This is a genomic window from Rhodanobacter sp. UC4443_H10 (genome assembly GCF_052978325.1).
Genome location: NZ_CM129668.1, coordinates 2,366,156 through 2,381,645, shown reverse-complemented (window position 1 = coordinate 2,381,645; position 15,490 = coordinate 2,366,156). Strand labels below are relative to the sequence as shown.

Genomic DNA, 15,490 nt, shown 5'->3' with positions numbered 1-15,490 from the left:
CGTACCTGCGCATGCCATACCAAAATGGCATGGACGCATTACCGGACTCGATAAGATTGCATATGTTCAGTCCGCGTGAATTACTCGATACCAAGGCAGATGCTCCGGCGAACTGGTCGCCACGCATGGTTTCGGGAGGGGTGATGAACAAGATGGCTGGCAAGGGGGAGTCACGGCGTGTACCGCGCCTGGGTGTGATGATGGTGGCGATTGCGGGGGCGCTGGCGGCGGGCGGAATGCCGGCGACCGCGGATGCGCAGAGCGCCGCGGACACGACGAGCGGCGATGCGAACAAGGCGAAGACGCTGGAGGCGGTCAGCGTGGTCGGCTCGCGCATCCGCCGCAAGGACGAGGTGGCGGCCAGCCCGGTGTTTACCATGGAGCGCAACGAGATCGAGGCTACCGGCGTGGTCTCGGTCGGCGAGTTGCTGCAGGAGCTGCCATCGGTAGGTTCCAGCTTCAACTCGACCGGCTCGGGCGGCACCAGCCATGGCTCCCGCTCGTTGAACCTGCGCAACCTGGGCGCCAACCGCTCGCTGGTTCTGGTCAACGGGCGGCGCTGGGTGAACGGAGCCGGTACCCGCGGTTTTCGCGACTTTGTCGACCTGAACACGATTCCGCTGGCCGCGGTCGAGCGGATCGAAGTGCTGCTGGATGGCGCCACCGCCATCTACGGTGCCGACGCGATCGCCGGCGTGGTCAACATCATCACCTTCAGCGAGTTCGACGGGCTGAAGGCCAGCAGCTATGTCGGCCAGACCGACAAGGGCGACGGTTTCACACACAACCAGGATTTCCTCTGGGGCAAGTCCGGCGACTGGGGGTCGGCGCTGGTGTCGGCGACGGTCGCCGGCAGCAACGAGATCCTGGCCGGGCATCGCGATTTCTCGCGGGTACCGCTGCAAGGGTTGAGCCGAAACACGCCGGCGGGCCGTTTCCGCAACAGCACGCCGGTGGATGGCTTCGGCACCAAGGCGTTCGTGCCGGACGGCAACGGCGGTTTTCGCCTGGACGTGCCGGCCACCGACGTCTACAACGACCAGCCTGATACCACCTTGATCGGCCCCCTGGACATGGCTGGCGTGTATGGCCAGTTGCGCTTCCACGTCAGTGATGCGGTGACCTTCGTGACTGAAGGCCTGTACAACACGCGCGAATCGAGCCAGCGCTTCCCGCCGGCAACGCCACGCATCCGCGGCGGCGACGGCATGACGATTCCGGCCGACCACCCGTACAACCCGTTCGGCGTGGACTTCCAGGGCACGGGCACCAAGTTCGAGGTGGTGCGGACGATCACCGAGCTGGGGCCGCGCATCAACACGCAGAACGTTGACACGATGCGTGTGGCGGCCGGATTCGAAGGCGATTTCTCCAATGGCTGGTCGTGGAACAGCTTCTATACGTATGCCCAGAACAAGGCGAAGTGGACCTCGGCCAATCAGATCGATCTGGACAAGGTCGCGCTGGCACTGGGCCCGAACGCCCGCTGCGCGGCCAACGACTGCGTGCCGCTGAACATCTTCGGCACCATCACCCCGGAGATGGCCAACTACATCCGCGCCACCGGCGTCGACCACAACGGCACCAAACAGCACGACTTCACCGCCAACCTCACCGGCGACCTGTTCGAGTTGCCGGCCGGAATGCTGGCGTTCGCCGGTGGCGTCGAGTACCGCAAGGAATCGGGCTACGACCAGCCCAGCCCGTACTTCAATGAAACGCCGCAGTTCATCACCTACAGCCGCAAGACCACCTCGGCGCCGCGCCTGCCGACCGCCGGCTCCTACGATCTGAAAGAGGCCTATGTCGAGTTCAACGTGCCGTTGCTGGCGAACCTTCCGGCGGTCAAGCAACTGGAGCTGTCCGCCGCGACGCGCTACTCGAGCTACAACACGTTCGGCAACACCACCAACAGCAAGCTCGGCCTGGTCTGGCGGCCGTGGAACGACCTGATGCTGCGCACCACCTGGGCGCAGGGCTTTCGCGCGCCCTCGATCAACGAACTCTACGCCGGCCTGCGTCAGACCAACTTGCCGGCGGTTGACCCCTGCAACGGCGGCGGCGCCGGCAAGCCCGGGTGTGCCGGGGTGCCGACCAGCTACGACCAGCGCAACTACTCGGGCGGCTCGATCCTCTCGACCGTGGGCGGCAACCCCGACCTGCGGCCGGAAACCTCGGTCAATCGCAGCAGCGGCTTCATCTACACGCCGAGCTTTGCCAAGGGCCTGACCTGGTCGGTCGACTGGTACGACATCGACCTGAAGGAGGCGATCTCCAGCTTCGGCTCGCAGAACCTGCTCGACTTGTGCGCCAATACCGGTCAACGCTGCAACCTGATCAAGCGCGACACCAGCGGCGAGATCATCAACCTGATCGACGGCCCGATCAACCTGAACCGGCTCAAGGCCAGCGGCGTCGATACGACCATGCGCTACCAGTTGCCGACGATGGCGGCGGGCAATCTCGGGCTGATGTTCAACGCGGCTTACCTCAACGCGTTCGATCGTTACGACACCTTGCCCAGCGGGGAGGTGCGCGTGGCCAGGCGGGCCGGCAAATCGGACATCGCGCGCGAGAGTTTCCCGCGCTGGAAAGCGAACACCGCCGTGGACTGGTCGCGTGGCCTGTGGTCAGCGAACTGGAGCATGCATTACATCGGCAACACCGACGAGGGCCCGGCGCCGGGCTATGGCCGGATCCCGGCGCAGATCACCCATGACGTGTGGGGTGCCTATACGCTGCGCTCGCAACTGATGACCTTCACCCTTGGCGTGCAGAACCTGTTCGACAAGGACCCGCCGCTGTCCTATGTCAACGGCGGCGACCTCAACTTCGACATGAGCACCTACAACCCGCGTGGCCGCTTCATCTACGTGAAGGCCACGATCACCCTCTGAGACGGGCACCGGCGGCATCGGCGCGATGCCGCCGACCGTCGGCCCGGGCCGCCGCGGGAGCGGGCGCCGGCGACCCGCTCAACCACATGGATCTTCCCAGCATGGCCAACCGTCCCGTCACCGATGGCAAACCTGCACAGCGGCCCCGTCGCAAGATCGACGTGCACCCGGTGCTGATGCTGGTGTCCGTGCTGTTGCTGTGCGCGGTGCTCACCTACGTCCTGGACTCCGGCGCGTTCCAGCGCGTCGATGGGCGGGTGGTGCCGGGGACCTACTCGGTGATCCCGAAATCGTTCGACTGGTGGCACCTGCTTGGCCTGGGCGCGGCCGGCGAGCAGGCGCGCCCGGCCGGCGTCATCACGGTGCTCGAATCCATCCCGCTGGGACTGGTGCGAAACGCCTCGCTGATCTTCATGGTGATGTTCGTCGGCGGCCTGTTCGGCGTGTTCAAGCAGACCGGTGCGCTGGACGCCGGCCTCGACCAGCTGGTGCATCGCTCGCGCGGGAATGTCTACCTGCTGGCGCCGGTGCTGATGGGTGCGCTGGCGGCGGGCAGCTCGTTCCTGGGCCTGATTTCGGAGTATCTGGTGGTGTTGCCGGTCTTGCTGTCGATGGCCGAGCGGCTGCGCCTGAGTCCGCTGTACGCGGTGGCGATGCTGCTGATCGCGGCCAAGCTGGGCTACATCGCCTCGGTCAGCAATCCGGTGGTACTGCCGATCGCGCAAGGCATCGTGCAGGTCCCGATCTTCAGCGGTTTCGGCATGCGCCTGGCGGTGCTGGCGGTGTTCCTGCCGATCGGCATCGCCTATCTGCTGTACCGCATCCGCCGCAGCGGTTTCACCAAGGCGGATTTCGCGCCTGCCGCGGGATCGCTGTCCGGGCGGCACCTCGGCGTGCTGCTGCTGCTGGGCCTGGCGATCGTGCTGATGGTCTACGCCGGACGCACCTGGAGCTGGCATTACAACGAGCTCAGCGCGTTCTACCTGGCGGTGACCGTGGGACTTGCCGTGATCGGCGGGCTGAGTGCGCGGGTCAGCGCGGATGCCTTCATCGATGGCATCAAGGGCATGATCCTGCCCTCGCTGCTGATCGGCCTGGCCGGCGCCATCCACGTGCTGCTGCAGGAGGCGAATATCCTCGACACCGTGGTCAACGCCATGGCCGGCCTGATCCACGGCCAGTCGTCGTGGATCGCCTCGCTGGCCATCATGTTCACCGAGGCGGGGCTGGATGTGCTGATTCCCTCGACCTCGGCCAAGGCCGCAATCAGCATTCCGATCCTGTGGCCGATCGGCCAGCTGTCGGGGCTGCAAGGCAACTCGGTGGTGCTGGCCTACTTGTTTGGCAACGGCCTGATGGCGACGGTCAGTCCCACCTCGGGGCTGATGCTGGCGATGCTGGCGATGGCGAAGGTGCACTACGGCGCGTGGGTGCGCTTCATGCTGCCGCTGACCCTGGTGCTGACGGTGGTGGCGACGGCATTCCTGCTGGTCGCCACGCGGATCGGTTACTGAGCATGGCGATCGGTGAGGGCATGGAGCAAACGCGGGCGGACACCGCCGACGCAGCGGCCGCAGGCCTGCAGCCGGGCCCGTACCCGGTACGCCTGCGCCCGGACGTGATGGTGACGATGCGCGATGGCGTGCAGTTGGCGGTCGATCTGTATCTGCCGGACGGCGCCAGCGGGTCGCGTTGGCCTTGCCTGCTCGAACGCACGCCCTACGACAAGGCGGGCACCGCGCAGTCGGATGTCGTGGCCGGGTATCCACTGCCCTTGTCGAAACCGCAGATCGCGCGGTGGTTTGCCAGCCACGGCTTCGTGGTGGCGATGCAGGATTGTCGCGGTCGCTACCGTTCGCAAGGCGTGTTCACCAAGTACACCAACGAGGCCGTTGACGGTGTCGACACCCTTGCCTGGCTGGCGGCGCAGTCGTGGAGCGATGGCCGCGTGATCACCCAGGGCCTGTCCTATTGCGCGCACGTGCAGACAGCGCTGGGCAGCCTGGCGCCCGCGGCGCTGAGCGCCCAGTTCGTCGACTCCGGCGGCTTCTCCAACGCGTACCACGGCGGCATCCGGCAGGGTGGTGCGTTCGAACTCAAGCAGGCGACCTGGGCCTTGAAGCACGCCTTGCTGAGCCCGCTGACGCAGCAGGATTCCAGCCGCAAGGCAGCATTGCAGGCGCAGGACATTCGCGCCTGGTTTCGGCGCATGCCGTGGGCGCGCGGCGACTCGCCGGTCAGTGCGGCACCGGAATACGAGGACTACCTGTTCGAGCAATGGGAGCACGGCGATTTCGGCCCCTATTGGCAACAGGTCGAGTTGTGCGGTGAGCGCCATTACGACACCTACGCCGACGTGCCGATGGTGCACATGTCCAGCTGGTACGACCCCTACGTGCGCACCGCCACCGACAATTACCTCGGCCTGTCGCGGCGCAAGCATGCTCCGGTGCACCTGGTGATGGGGCCGTGGATTCATGGCCGGCGCTCGCAGACGTTCGCCGGCGATGTTGATTTCGGCGAGCAGGCGACACTGGATGCGGCGTTCGGCCACTCGTTCTACGAGCTGCGTCGCGCGTGGTACGACCATCTGCTGGGGCGACAGGCCGACAACCCGTTCGCGCGCGGTCGCGTGTCGATCTTCCTGATGGGCGGCGGCAGCGGCCGGCGCAACGCCGAGGGCCGGCTGGAGCACGGCGGGCGCTGGTTGCATGCCGACGACTGGCCCTTGCCCGGCACCACCAGCCAGGCGTGGCACCTGCATGCCGATGGCCGGCTCGACGCCACGCCGCCGACGGAGCGGTTCGCGGCGCTGGACTATGTCTACGATCCTGCGCGACCGGTGCCGACCATCGGCGGCACCATCACCTCGGCCGAGGGGGTGATGCCACCGGGCGCCTTCGACCAGCGCGACGACGCCCGTTTCTTCGGCTGCGCCGGCACGGGTCGCGACATCGGCGAGCGCGACGATGTGTTGTGTTTTCGCAGCGCGCCGCTGGCGCGCGCGGTCGATATCGCCGGGCCCATCCGCGTGAGGCTGTTCGTTTCCTCCGATTGCCGGGATACCGACATCACGATCAAGCTGATCGACGAGTACCCGCCCCATGCCGACTACCCGCACGGTTTCGCGATGAACCTCAGCGACGGCATCCTGCGTTTGCGCTATCGCGATTCCTGGCAGCAGCCGCGCTGGCTGGTGCCGGGCGAGGTGGTCGAGGTGGAGGTGGAGGCCTTCGCCACTGCCAACCATTTCGCGGTGGGCCATCGGATCCGGCTGGACGTGTCCAGCAGCAACTATCCGCATTTCGACCTCAATCCGAACACCGATGCCGCGCCCGGTCGCTGGCGCGAATCCAGGCCAGCGCACAATCGCGTGCATCTGGATCGCGCGCACCCGTCGCGACTGCTGTTGCCGGTGTTGCCGGTGGCGTCGCCCGCTTGATCGTGTACGTTGTTCGGCAGCCCATTCACTGCTGCCACGTGGCGCTCCGCCCATGAAGCTCGACAACCTCAAGGCGCTGGAAGCCTTTCGCGAAATCATCCGGCTCGGTTCGGCCACCGCCGCCGGGCGCAGCCTGGGCTTGAGCCAGCCTGCGGTGAGCCGCCTGCTGGGGCAGTTCGAGACCGAACTGGGCTTCAAGTTGTTCCATCGCAGCAAGGGGCGGCTGCTGCCCACTTCGCAGGCGCTGCTGCTGTTCGAGGAGGTGGATCTGGCGCTGCAAGGCGTCGAGCGGATCAATGTGCTGGCTCAGGACATCCGCCAGACCAATGCCGGGCAACTGCGCGTGGTGGCGCCGCCGAGTTTCGCCGAGGGGCCGCTGGTGAAGCTGGTCGCTTCGTTCCTGAGCCTGCATCCCAATATCCACATCAACGTCGATTCGCGCACCCGGCCGACGGTGATGAACCTGGTTGCCACGCGCACCGCCGATTGCGGCTTCGGCAAGCTGCCGCTGGATCATCCCGGCATCCGCCTGCGTCCGCTGATCAGCAGCCCCACCGTTTGCGTGCTGCCGCCGGCGCACCGGCTGTCGGCGGGCAACCGCCCGATCGGCGCCAGAGATCTTGCCGGCGAACCGCTGATCCTGGTCGGTCATCGTGGTGGCGACACCCGGATGCGGATCGACCAGGCCTTCCAGCAGGCGGGGGTGCGCCAGACGGTGCGGCTGGAAGCCCACAACGTGGGCGCGGCCTGTGCGCTGGCGGCCGAAGGCGTCGGCATCGCGATCGTCAACGAGCTGCTGTCGCGCCATTCGTTGTGGACCGGCGTGCGCATTCGCCGCTTCGCGCCGACGATCGAGCAGGAGTACGTGTTCATGTCGTCCGCCAACGTGCGCGAGACATCCTTGACCGAGGCGTTCTATGAACACTGCCGCGCGTCGCTGGGACGCAGGCGCAGCGGGTCACCGCCGCCGCGGCGAGGCTGACAGGGGCGGGCGCCAGCAAGCGCCGCCGCGGCGGTGCCAGGTGGATGGTGGCTTGTCACGGGTTGATCCGATGGTCGCCGGCGCTTGCCACGATGCGGCCGGCGCGACGGCAGCCCCGCCATGGGAATACCGGCAGCTGCCGGCGGAAATCCCCGCCTTGGCCGAGGCGCGCCCGCCACCGCGAGCGCTCAGCGACAGTCGGCAGCAGGTGCTGGTGCTGCGCCGACCCCCTCGGCGCCGGTGCGGGTCGCGCAGGGACCCGCCGGCGCGCGGAACGGTCCGGCCATGGTTCGCCGCAGGCAATTCCCGCCGGACGGGTCGTAGTGCGCGGCATGGTTTGCGATGATGGAGGAATGATTGCGCGCAAGACCCTGATGACAACACCTATCCGCCTGGCTCGACGCCTGGTGTCGCTGCCGCGACGCAAGGGCAATCCGCGCACAGCCTTGCCGGCGTTTGCGGTGGATGCGGCGGCGATCAGCTGCCTGTCCGATCCGGCGGCGTTCCGGCAAACCCTGCTGACGCTGATCGCGCAGGCTGCCCGGCGCATCGTGATCGTGACCTTGTACCTGCAGGACGACGATGGCGGTCGCGAGATATTGGCGGCGCTTTACGCGGCCAAGGCGCGCCGGCCCGAGCTGGACATCGCGGTGTTCGTCGACTGGCACCGCGCGCAGCGCGGGCTGATCGGCAAACACAAGAGCGCGGGCAACGCCGGCATGTACCGCGAATGGGCGCAGCGGCTGGGCGATGGCGTGCCGATCTACGGCGTGCCGGTGCAGAACCGCGAGTTGTTTGGCGTGCTGCACCTGAAGGGCTTCGTGATCGACGACGCGGTGTTGTACAGCGGCGCCAGTCTCAACGACGTCTACCTGGCGCGACACGATCGCTACCGACTCGATCGCTACCACCTGCTGCGGCATGCGGGCCTGGCCGACGCGATGGCCGGCTTCGTCGCGAACCGGCTCGCCGGCAGTGGCGCGGTGCGGCAGTTGAACGTGGCTGAGGTGCCGAGCACGCGCAGCCTGCAGCCGCAGATCCGCCGCTTGCGCGGGCAGTTGCAGCAGGCGCGGTACGAAGTGATCCCGGCGCTGCCGAATGCGGACCAGGTGGCGGTGACTCCGCTGCTGGGTTTTGGCCGCAGCGGCAACCAGCTCGACGCGGTGCTGCTGGCGCTGCTCCGGGAGGCGCGCGAGCGGGTGATCCTGCTGACGCCGTACTTCAACCTGCCACGTCCGGTACGGTTGGTGCTCGGCCAGTTGCTGCGGCGCGGCTGCCGCATCGACATCATGGTCGGCGACAAGGTCGCCAACGATTTCTACATACCGCCGGAGCAACCGTTCAAGACCATCGGCCTGCTGCCGTACCTGTACGAGAACAATCTGCGCCGCTTTGCGCGCGCGCACCGTGCGCAGATCGAGGCCGGCCGGTTGCGGCTGCACCTGTGGCGCGACGGCGACAACAGCTACCACCTGAAAGGCCTGTTCGTGGATGACGACGTGGCCGTGCTGACCGGCCACAACCTCAACCCGCGTGCATGGTCGCTGGATCTGGAAAACGGCCTGCTGCTGCGCGACCCGGCGAAACGGCTGCACGCGCAGCACGAGGCGGAATGGGCGGCACTGCGCCGGCACGCCGTGCAGCTGGCCGATTACCGCGCGCTGGAAAGCCCGCGCCAGTACCCGCCCGAAGTGCGTCGGCTGCTGCGCCGCTTGAACCGCACGCAACTCGCCCGCCTGGTCAATCGCCTGCTGTAGGGCGGGGCCGTCTATCGCTTCGAGGCGAGCCGGTTCAGGCGCATGTCCAGCCAGTTGGCGACGTTGCCCCATTCCCCGGCGAGGATGCTGAAGCACACCGTGTCGCGCATGCTGCCGTCGGTGCGGCGCCGGTGCGCGCGCAGCACGCCTTCGCGTTGTGCGCCGAGGCGTTCGATCGCGCGCTGCGAATCCTCGTTCAGCACGTCGGTGTGGAACGCGACGGCCGCGCAGCCCAGGGTCTCGAACGCATGCTCCAGCAGCAATCGCTTGCAGGCGGTGTTGAGGTGGCTCTTCTGCCAGCGCTTCGCGTACCAGGTGTAGCCGATGGCCAGGCGCGGCACGGCGGTGTCGATCTCGTAATAGCGCGTGCTGCCGACGATGTCGCCGCTGTGCGCCTCGCGCACGACGAACGGCAGCATGTGACCCTCGGCCTGGCCGCGCAGCGCCTTCTGCACGTAGTCACGCGCCTGGCCCGGCGGCGGTACGCTGGTGACGGCGAGGTTCCACAGCTCGCCGTCGGCGGCGGCGGCTTCCAGCGCGGGCGCGTGTTCCGGCGTCAGCGGTTCCAGCACGACATGCTCGTCGTGCAGGCGGATCGGGGCGAACAGGGTCATGGGCTCAGGCGTCGAGGTCGGGGATCAGCTTGCTTTCCAGCCGCGCGATATGGTCTTTCAGCAGCAGCTTGCGTTTCTTCAGCCGGGTCAGCTGCAGTTCGTCGCGGCCGATGGCATGGGCCAGTTCCTCGATCGCCACGTCGAGATCGCGATGTTCCAGCTTGAGCTCGGCAAGCAGGTGGACGATTTCGGCGTGATCCTGGATCGGCATGGGAATGGCCAAACGTGTTACGTACTGCCCAGTTTAGCGCGCTGGTGGCGCCGCGCCAGCGGTAATCGCCACGGATCACGCGGCGGCTCCGCGCGCTGCCGTGGGCGGCGGTTGCGGCCCGCCCGCCGCTGCGGTGGCCGGCCGGCTCTTGCTATAGTCGGCGGTGTTTCGCGCCGTTCTCCCGTGCGTCGCGCCGCCATGCCGGAGAAAGCCGTCCATCGACGGCCCCGGCGCGTGCCTTCCCCACCCATCGAGTACCGATCGTGTCCTTCTTTGCCCCCGTTGAAATGGCCCCTGGAGATCCGATCCTGGGCCTCACCGAAACCTATCTGGCGGACGCGCGGCCGCACAAGATCAACCTCGGCGTGGGCATCTACGTGGACGAGCATGGGCGCATTCCGCTGCTGCCCACCGTGCACGAGGTGGAGCTGGCGCTGGCTGCGGCGGCGAAGCCGCGCGGCTACCTGCCGATCGACGGCCTCGCCGCGTACAACCGGCTGACCCAGCAGCTGGTGTTCGGCGAACGGTCGCCGCTGCTGGCGGCCGGCCGCGTGGCCACCGCGCAGACCATCGGCGGCAGCGCCGCGCTGCGCGTGGCGGCGGACCTGCTCAGGCAGGTGGCCGGTGCAAACGCGAAGGTCGCGATCAGCAACCCCAGCTGGGGCAACCATCACGTGGTGTTCCGCACCGCCGGCTTCGAACTGCTGGAGTACCGCTACTACGACGCGGCCAGCCACGGCCTGGATTTCGCCGGCATGCTGGAAGATCTGGGCCGGATGGAACCCGGCACCGTGGTGCTGCTGCATGCGTGCTGCCACAACCCCACCGGCGTGGATCTGGATGCCGCGCAGTGGGCGCAACTGGTCGAATTGCTGCGCGAGCGCAAGCTGCTGCCGTTCGTCGACATGGCCTATCAGGGTTTCGACCGCGGCACCGAACAGGATGCCACTGCGGTGCGCGTGCTGGCGGACTCCGGCATCGAGGCGTTCGTGGTCGCCAACTCGTACTCCAAGTCGTTCTCGCTGTATGGCGAGCGCGTGGGCGCGCTGTCGATGGTCGGCGCCGATCGCGACGAGGCGGCGCGGCTGCAGTCGAAGATCAAGCAGGTCATTCGCACGATCTATTCCAGCCCGCCCACCCACGGCGCCGCGCTGGTCGCCGGCGTACTGGGCAGCGCCGAGCTGCGCGCGCGCTGGGAGCAGGAGCTGGGCGGCATGCGTTCGCGCATCCATGCGATGCGCGCGGGCTTCGTCGAGAAGCTGGCCGCGCTCGGCGCGCCGGATTTCGGCTTCATCAACAAGCAGGCCGGCATGTTCTCCTACTCCGGCCTGAGCAAGGCGCAGGTGCATCGCCTGCGCGACGAGCACGCGATCTACGCGCTCGACAGCGGACGCATCTGCGTGGCGGCGTTGAATCACGCCAATCTCGACACGGTGGCGGCGGCGGTGGCCGACGTCTTCCGCTGACTGTCCACCACAGCCTCGCCCCTACCGTTCACCCGGAGCGTAGCGCAGCGAAGTCGAAGGGCGCGCTGCGGCATCCTTCGACTTCGGCCCTTCAGGCCTGCGCTCGGGATGAACGGTGAGGGCTGAATCCTCGCCTTCGGGCGAACTCCATCATCCGGATACCGAATGTTCTTTCGCAACCTCACGCTGTTCCGTTTTTCTCCCGCGGTCGCCACCGATCTGGAGCGCCTCGACGAAGCCCTGGCCGAGCATCGGCTGCGCCCCTGCGGCCCGCTGGAGATGTTCACCAAGGGCTTCGTGCCGCCGGTCGGCCGCGGCGAGGGCGAGCCGCTCACCCATGCGGTGAAGCAGTCCACCCTGTTCACCGTCGGCGGCGAGGACAAGCTGCTGCCCGCCGCCGTCATCAACGACGAGCTGCACCGCAAGGTGCAGAAGATCGCCGAGGAGGAAGGCCGCAAGGTCGGCGGCCGCGAGCGCAAGCGGATCAAGGAAGACCTGCTCAACGAGCTGCTGCCGCGCGCCTTCGTGCGCAGCTCGCGCATGTCCGCCTACGTCGACAAGAAGCACGGCTGGCTGGTGCTGGACACCTCCAGCCGCAAGTCGGCCGAGAACGCGCTGAGCCAGGTGCGCGAGGCGCTGGGCAGTTTCCCGGCGGTGCCGCTGGCGCCGGAGGAGGGCCCGCGCGTGCTGATGACCGACTGGCTGGCCACCGGCAACCTGCCGGCCGGACTGGCGCTGGGCGACGAATGTGAACTGCGCGACCCGGCCACCGCCACCGGCGCGATCGCCCGCTGCCGCCGCCAGGATCTGGATGCGGAAGAGGTCAAGGAGCACCTGCGCAACGGCAAGCAGGTATTCCTGCTGGGGCTGACCTTCGACGACCGCATCAGCTTCGTGCTGGGCGAGGACCTGGTCATCCGCAAGCTGAAGTTCCTCGACGTGGTGCTGGACGAGCTGGGCGACAGCCAGGCCGACGCCCACGCCGAGATGGACGCCAGCTTCGCCCTGCTGACGCTGGAACTGGCACGGTTGCTGGCCAAGCTGGAGGAGTGGTTCGGCTTGCCGCGTCCCACCGACGGTTGAGATTGGGCTCCAGCCGGGGCGGCCCGCCGGCATGACGCCCGGCCCTTGCGCCGGGGCGCCGGCTTGCCGGCATACTGTCTGTCCGGACTCGCCACGCCGACCGCGCATGGCGTACCGGACGGACGGCAGGACATGACGCAGCATCTCGAAGGCGACTGGCTGGAACTGGCAATGGCGGGCGGCAACACCATCCGGGTGTTGAAGGCTGCCCATCCGCGTGCGCGGCGCTTGCGCCTCACCGTCACGCCCAAGGGCGCGCGGGTGTCGTACCCGCGCGGCACGCATCCGGCGCAGGTCAGCGCGTTCCTGCGCAGCCATGCCGAGTGGCTGGAGCAGAAGCTCGACGAGCTGAACCTGATCGTCAAGCCGCTGCCGCCGCTGCGCATCGGCCATGCCTGCCACTTTCCGTTGCGCGGCGAGCTGGCGGAACTGGACTGGTCCGAGGGCTCCTACCCGAAGATCGAGGCGCATGCGCGCGGCCTGACCCTGGTGGTGCCGCGCCCGCACAGCCGCGCCTTGCCGATCGCCCGCGGCCTGCTCGCCTCCCATCTGGAATCCCTGATTCGCCGCGACGTGTCGCGCTGGATGGCGGTCCACGTGCCGCAACTGGGCCTGGCGCCGACCTCGCTGCGCATCCGCCCGATGAAAAGCCTGTGGGGCAGCCTGGACACGCGCGATCGCATCAACCTCGACCTTGCGCTGGCGCTGGCACCGGCGGCGGCGTTGCGCTACGTGCTGGTTCACGAGCTGTGCCACCTGCGCGTGCGCAACCATTCGCCGCGCTTCTGGGCGCTGGTGGAAACGCTCTATCCCGACTGGCGCGAACAGCGCGACTGGCTGCGCCTGCACGGCGCGATCCTCAAGGCCGAACTCGACCGGCTGGTCGCCGACGTGGCCGACTGAGCGGCGCCGTCTTTGCCGGCTCAGGCGTCGGTTGTCTTCCAGCTTCGCGGTGTCTCGTTGGTGACGATCGCCACGCTGGAGCGCTGCGGGTCCAGCGGACGCACCTCGGCCGTCAGGCCGAAGGCGAGGCAGGGATTTTCCGCGGCGATCGCGGCGGCTTCCTCCAGCGTGTCGGCCACGATGAACCAGTAGCCGCCGACCAACTCCTTGGATTCGCTGAAGGGCCCGTCGGTGACCGAAGTGCGGGACACCAGCTTGCCGCGGTTCGCCAGGCGGCTGCCCGGCTTGAGCCGGCCCTGCGCCAGGCCCTCTTCGTACCAGGCGTAGAAACGGTCGATGGTGTCCTGCACGGCGTCCCTGTCGGCGCCTTCGTCCCATTGTCCGCGCGAGATCAGCAGGTACTCGTTCATGGGCATGGTTGCCTGGCCTTTCGGTATGGAGTGCCGCGCCCCTCAGCCCGCCTTGCGCGGCTGCCGCACGTAGCGTGTGCGCAGCAGGATGTCCCACAGCGGCGTGGTGACGCCGAAGTTGGTGTCCGGATGGTAGTGGTGCACGTGGTGGGCGCCGGCCCAGCGGCGCAGCAGCGGCTGCCTGAAGCGCACGTGGTGGATGATGAAGTGGACCAGGCCGTAGACGATGTAGCCGAGCGTGACCGAGCCGGCCAGCAGCAGCGCGAATCCGAACGGCATCAGCACGACCAGCACCGCGGTGAGCGCGATCAGCACCATCGCCGGCAGGAAGAACGGCAGCGAGTCGTAGCCGAGCGGACGCTCGTGGTGCATGCGGTGGCCCTGCTCGAACAGCGGGATGCGGGTGTGGAACATCCAGCGGTGGAAGAAGTACTCGATGAAGCTGAAGGCGAACAGGCCCAGCGCGATCGCGCCGGCGGCCAGCCAGGGGCCGCCCTCGAGATGGCGCCAGCCGACGGCCAGCAGCCACGCGCCCAGCGCCGTGTCCAGCACCAGCTCGGTCCAGTAGTTGGTCCGCGTGGTGGACATCCGCGCAATCGCATCCACACCTGAACGAACGAGGTTCTGCTTCATCGTTGCACTTTCTTGCCAGGCGCCATGCCGGTGTGCAGGCTCATGCGTGCATTCTCCCATGTCGGCAACCACAATCCATCATGTTTTCCCCCGCCGGCCGCCATCGCGACCGGTTCCGTTCAGTGCGACAGCGCAAAACCGGTGAGTATCTGCGCCGTCGTCTCGGGCTTTTCCAGCATCGGCAGGTGGCCGCAGCCGTTGATCGTGCTGGTGCTGATCGCGCTGGCCGCGGTCAATCCGTTGCGCAGGCTGTCCAGCGCCGAGATGTCGGTGATCCTGTCATCGTGGCACCACAACCCCAGCACCGGCATGGTCAGCCGGCCCAGCCGCTGCTGCAGCGCCAGCGGCTGCGCGTGCCAGGCCTGAAACGTGCGCTGGATGAAATCGCGGTCGCGCCGATTGCGCTCGACCAGCACGTCGACGAAGCGGCCGGGCCGGTCGGGCGGCTGCGCGAACTCCAGCGCGGCCAGCTGCGCGTAACCGGCGCGGTCCCCGAACAGGTAGGGGTTGTTGCCCGCGCGTACCAGGCGCGTCAAGTCGCTCTCGCCGGCTTTCAGGCCGTACGCATCGAGCAGGGCCAGGCCGGCCACGCGCTGCGGCTGGTCGGCGGCATACGCGGCGGCGATCGCTGCACCGGTGCCGTGGCCGGCCAGCATGAAGCGCGGCAGTCGCAGTGCCTGCACGAAGGCGTCCAGTCGCGCGGCCTGCGCGTCGACGTCGTAGTTGCCCTGCGCCACGCGCGAGGAATCGCCCCAGCCGGGCAGGTCGGGGATGACCAGATGGAAATGCGCACTCAGCAACGCGGCTACCGGCAACCAGACATCCTTGTCGCCGGCGAAGCCGTGCAGCAGCACGATGGTCGGGCCTTCGCCGCCTTCGTAGTACGACCAGCGGGTGTCGCCGACCTGCACGCTGTGTGTTTCCAGCTTGGCCGCCATCGCCTCGCGCAGGTGCCCGGCGCGCATCAGCCATTGCGGCGCGAACAGGTAGCTGCCGCCCAGCACGATGGCCAGCAGCGCCACCAGCCAGGCAAGGAACTTCAGCCGCCGTCGCAGCATGCGCTTCCACAGCGGCGTGGTCGTGTCGGTGGGC

The 15,490-nt window shown here is 67.8% G+C and carries 13 protein-coding genes; 8 read left to right on the top strand and 5 right to left on the bottom strand.

Features of this window, described 5'->3' with window-relative positions; all coding sequences use genetic code 11:
- Positions 1-143: 143 nt before the first annotated feature.
- From ACVCMB_RS10950 to pssA, 5 genes are all read left to right on the top strand, one after another.
- Positions 144-2,897, top strand: a complete 2,754-nt coding sequence (locus ACVCMB_RS10950) for a TonB-dependent receptor (protein ID WP_447106928.1) — start codon at positions 144-146, stop codon at positions 2,895-2,897.
- Positions 2,898-2,998: 101 nt separating this feature from the next.
- Positions 2,999-4,411 (top strand): SLC13 family permease, encoded by a 1,413-nt coding sequence (locus ACVCMB_RS10945; RefSeq protein ID WP_447106927.1) that lies wholly within the window; start codon positions 2,999-3,001, stop codon positions 4,409-4,411.
- A gap of 2 nt (positions 4,412-4,413) precedes the next feature.
- Positions 4,414-6,339, top strand: coding sequence for a CocE/NonD family hydrolase (locus ACVCMB_RS10940; RefSeq protein WP_447106926.1), 1,926 nt, complete (start codon positions 4,414-4,416; stop codon positions 6,337-6,339).
- A gap of 52 nt (positions 6,340-6,391) precedes the next feature.
- The gene (locus ACVCMB_RS10935; RefSeq protein WP_447106925.1) at positions 6,392-7,321 is read left to right on the top strand and encodes a LysR family transcriptional regulator; all 930 of its coding nucleotides are present in this window, start codon (positions 6,392-6,394) and stop codon (positions 7,319-7,321) included.
- A gap of 374 nt (positions 7,322-7,695) precedes the next feature.
- Complete coding sequence (gene pssA, locus ACVCMB_RS10930) at positions 7,696-9,078, top strand: CDP-diacylglycerol--serine O-phosphatidyltransferase (RefSeq protein ID WP_447106924.1); 1,383 nt, start codon at positions 7,696-7,698, stop codon at positions 9,076-9,078.
- An 11-nt stretch (positions 9,079-9,089) separates the two neighbouring features.
- On the opposite strand, the gene ACVCMB_RS10925 is transcribed toward pssA, so the two are convergent.
- Together ACVCMB_RS10925 and ACVCMB_RS10920 are read right to left on the bottom strand one after the other, a co-directional pair.
- Positions 9,090-9,692 carry a GNAT family N-acetyltransferase gene (locus tag ACVCMB_RS10925; protein ID WP_447106923.1) on the bottom strand — a complete coding sequence of 201 codons (603 nt, stop codon included), beginning with the start codon at positions 9,690-9,692 and terminating at the stop codon, positions 9,090-9,092.
- Between the two features lie 4 nt (positions 9,693-9,696).
- A complete protein-coding gene (locus ACVCMB_RS10920) occupies positions 9,697-9,903 on the bottom strand; it encodes a YdcH family protein (protein ID WP_447106922.1) in 207 nt (68 codons plus the stop codon).
- Positions 9,904-10,166: 263 nt separating this feature from the next.
- Here ACVCMB_RS10920 and ACVCMB_RS10915 point away from each other — a divergent pair, with 263 nt between their 5' ends.
- From ACVCMB_RS10915 to ACVCMB_RS10905, 3 genes are all read left to right on the top strand, one after another.
- Positions 10,167-11,369 (top strand): amino acid aminotransferase, encoded by a 1,203-nt coding sequence (locus ACVCMB_RS10915; RefSeq protein ID WP_447106921.1) that lies wholly within the window; start codon positions 10,167-10,169, stop codon positions 11,367-11,369.
- 165 nt (positions 11,370-11,534) lie between these two features.
- Positions 11,535-12,452 (top strand): recombination-associated protein RdgC, encoded by a 918-nt coding sequence (locus ACVCMB_RS10910; RefSeq protein ID WP_447106920.1) that lies wholly within the window; start codon positions 11,535-11,537, stop codon positions 12,450-12,452.
- A 132-nt stretch (positions 12,453-12,584) separates the two neighbouring features.
- On the top strand, positions 12,585-13,355 hold the full coding sequence (locus ACVCMB_RS10905; protein WP_447106919.1) for a M48 family metallopeptidase: 771 nt from the start codon (positions 12,585-12,587) through the stop codon (positions 13,353-13,355).
- 20 nt (positions 13,356-13,375) lie between these two features.
- Here the strand turns inward: ACVCMB_RS10905 and ACVCMB_RS10900 are convergent, their stop codons facing one another.
- From ACVCMB_RS10900 to ACVCMB_RS10890, 3 genes are all read right to left on the bottom strand, one after another.
- Positions 13,376-13,765 carry a YciI family protein gene (locus ACVCMB_RS10900; RefSeq protein ID WP_447106918.1) on the bottom strand — a complete coding sequence of 130 codons (390 nt, stop codon included), beginning with the start codon at positions 13,763-13,765 and terminating at the stop codon, positions 13,376-13,378.
- A gap of 42 nt (positions 13,766-13,807) precedes the next feature.
- Entirely contained in the window at positions 13,808-14,353 is a 546-nt protein-coding gene (locus ACVCMB_RS10895) for a sterol desaturase family protein (protein WP_447106917.1), read from the bottom strand.
- 164 nt (positions 14,354-14,517) lie between these two features.
- A complete protein-coding gene (locus tag ACVCMB_RS10890) occupies positions 14,518-15,456 on the bottom strand; it encodes an alpha/beta fold hydrolase (protein ID WP_447107159.1) in 939 nt (312 codons plus the stop codon).
- Positions 15,457-15,490 lie beyond the last annotated feature (34 nt).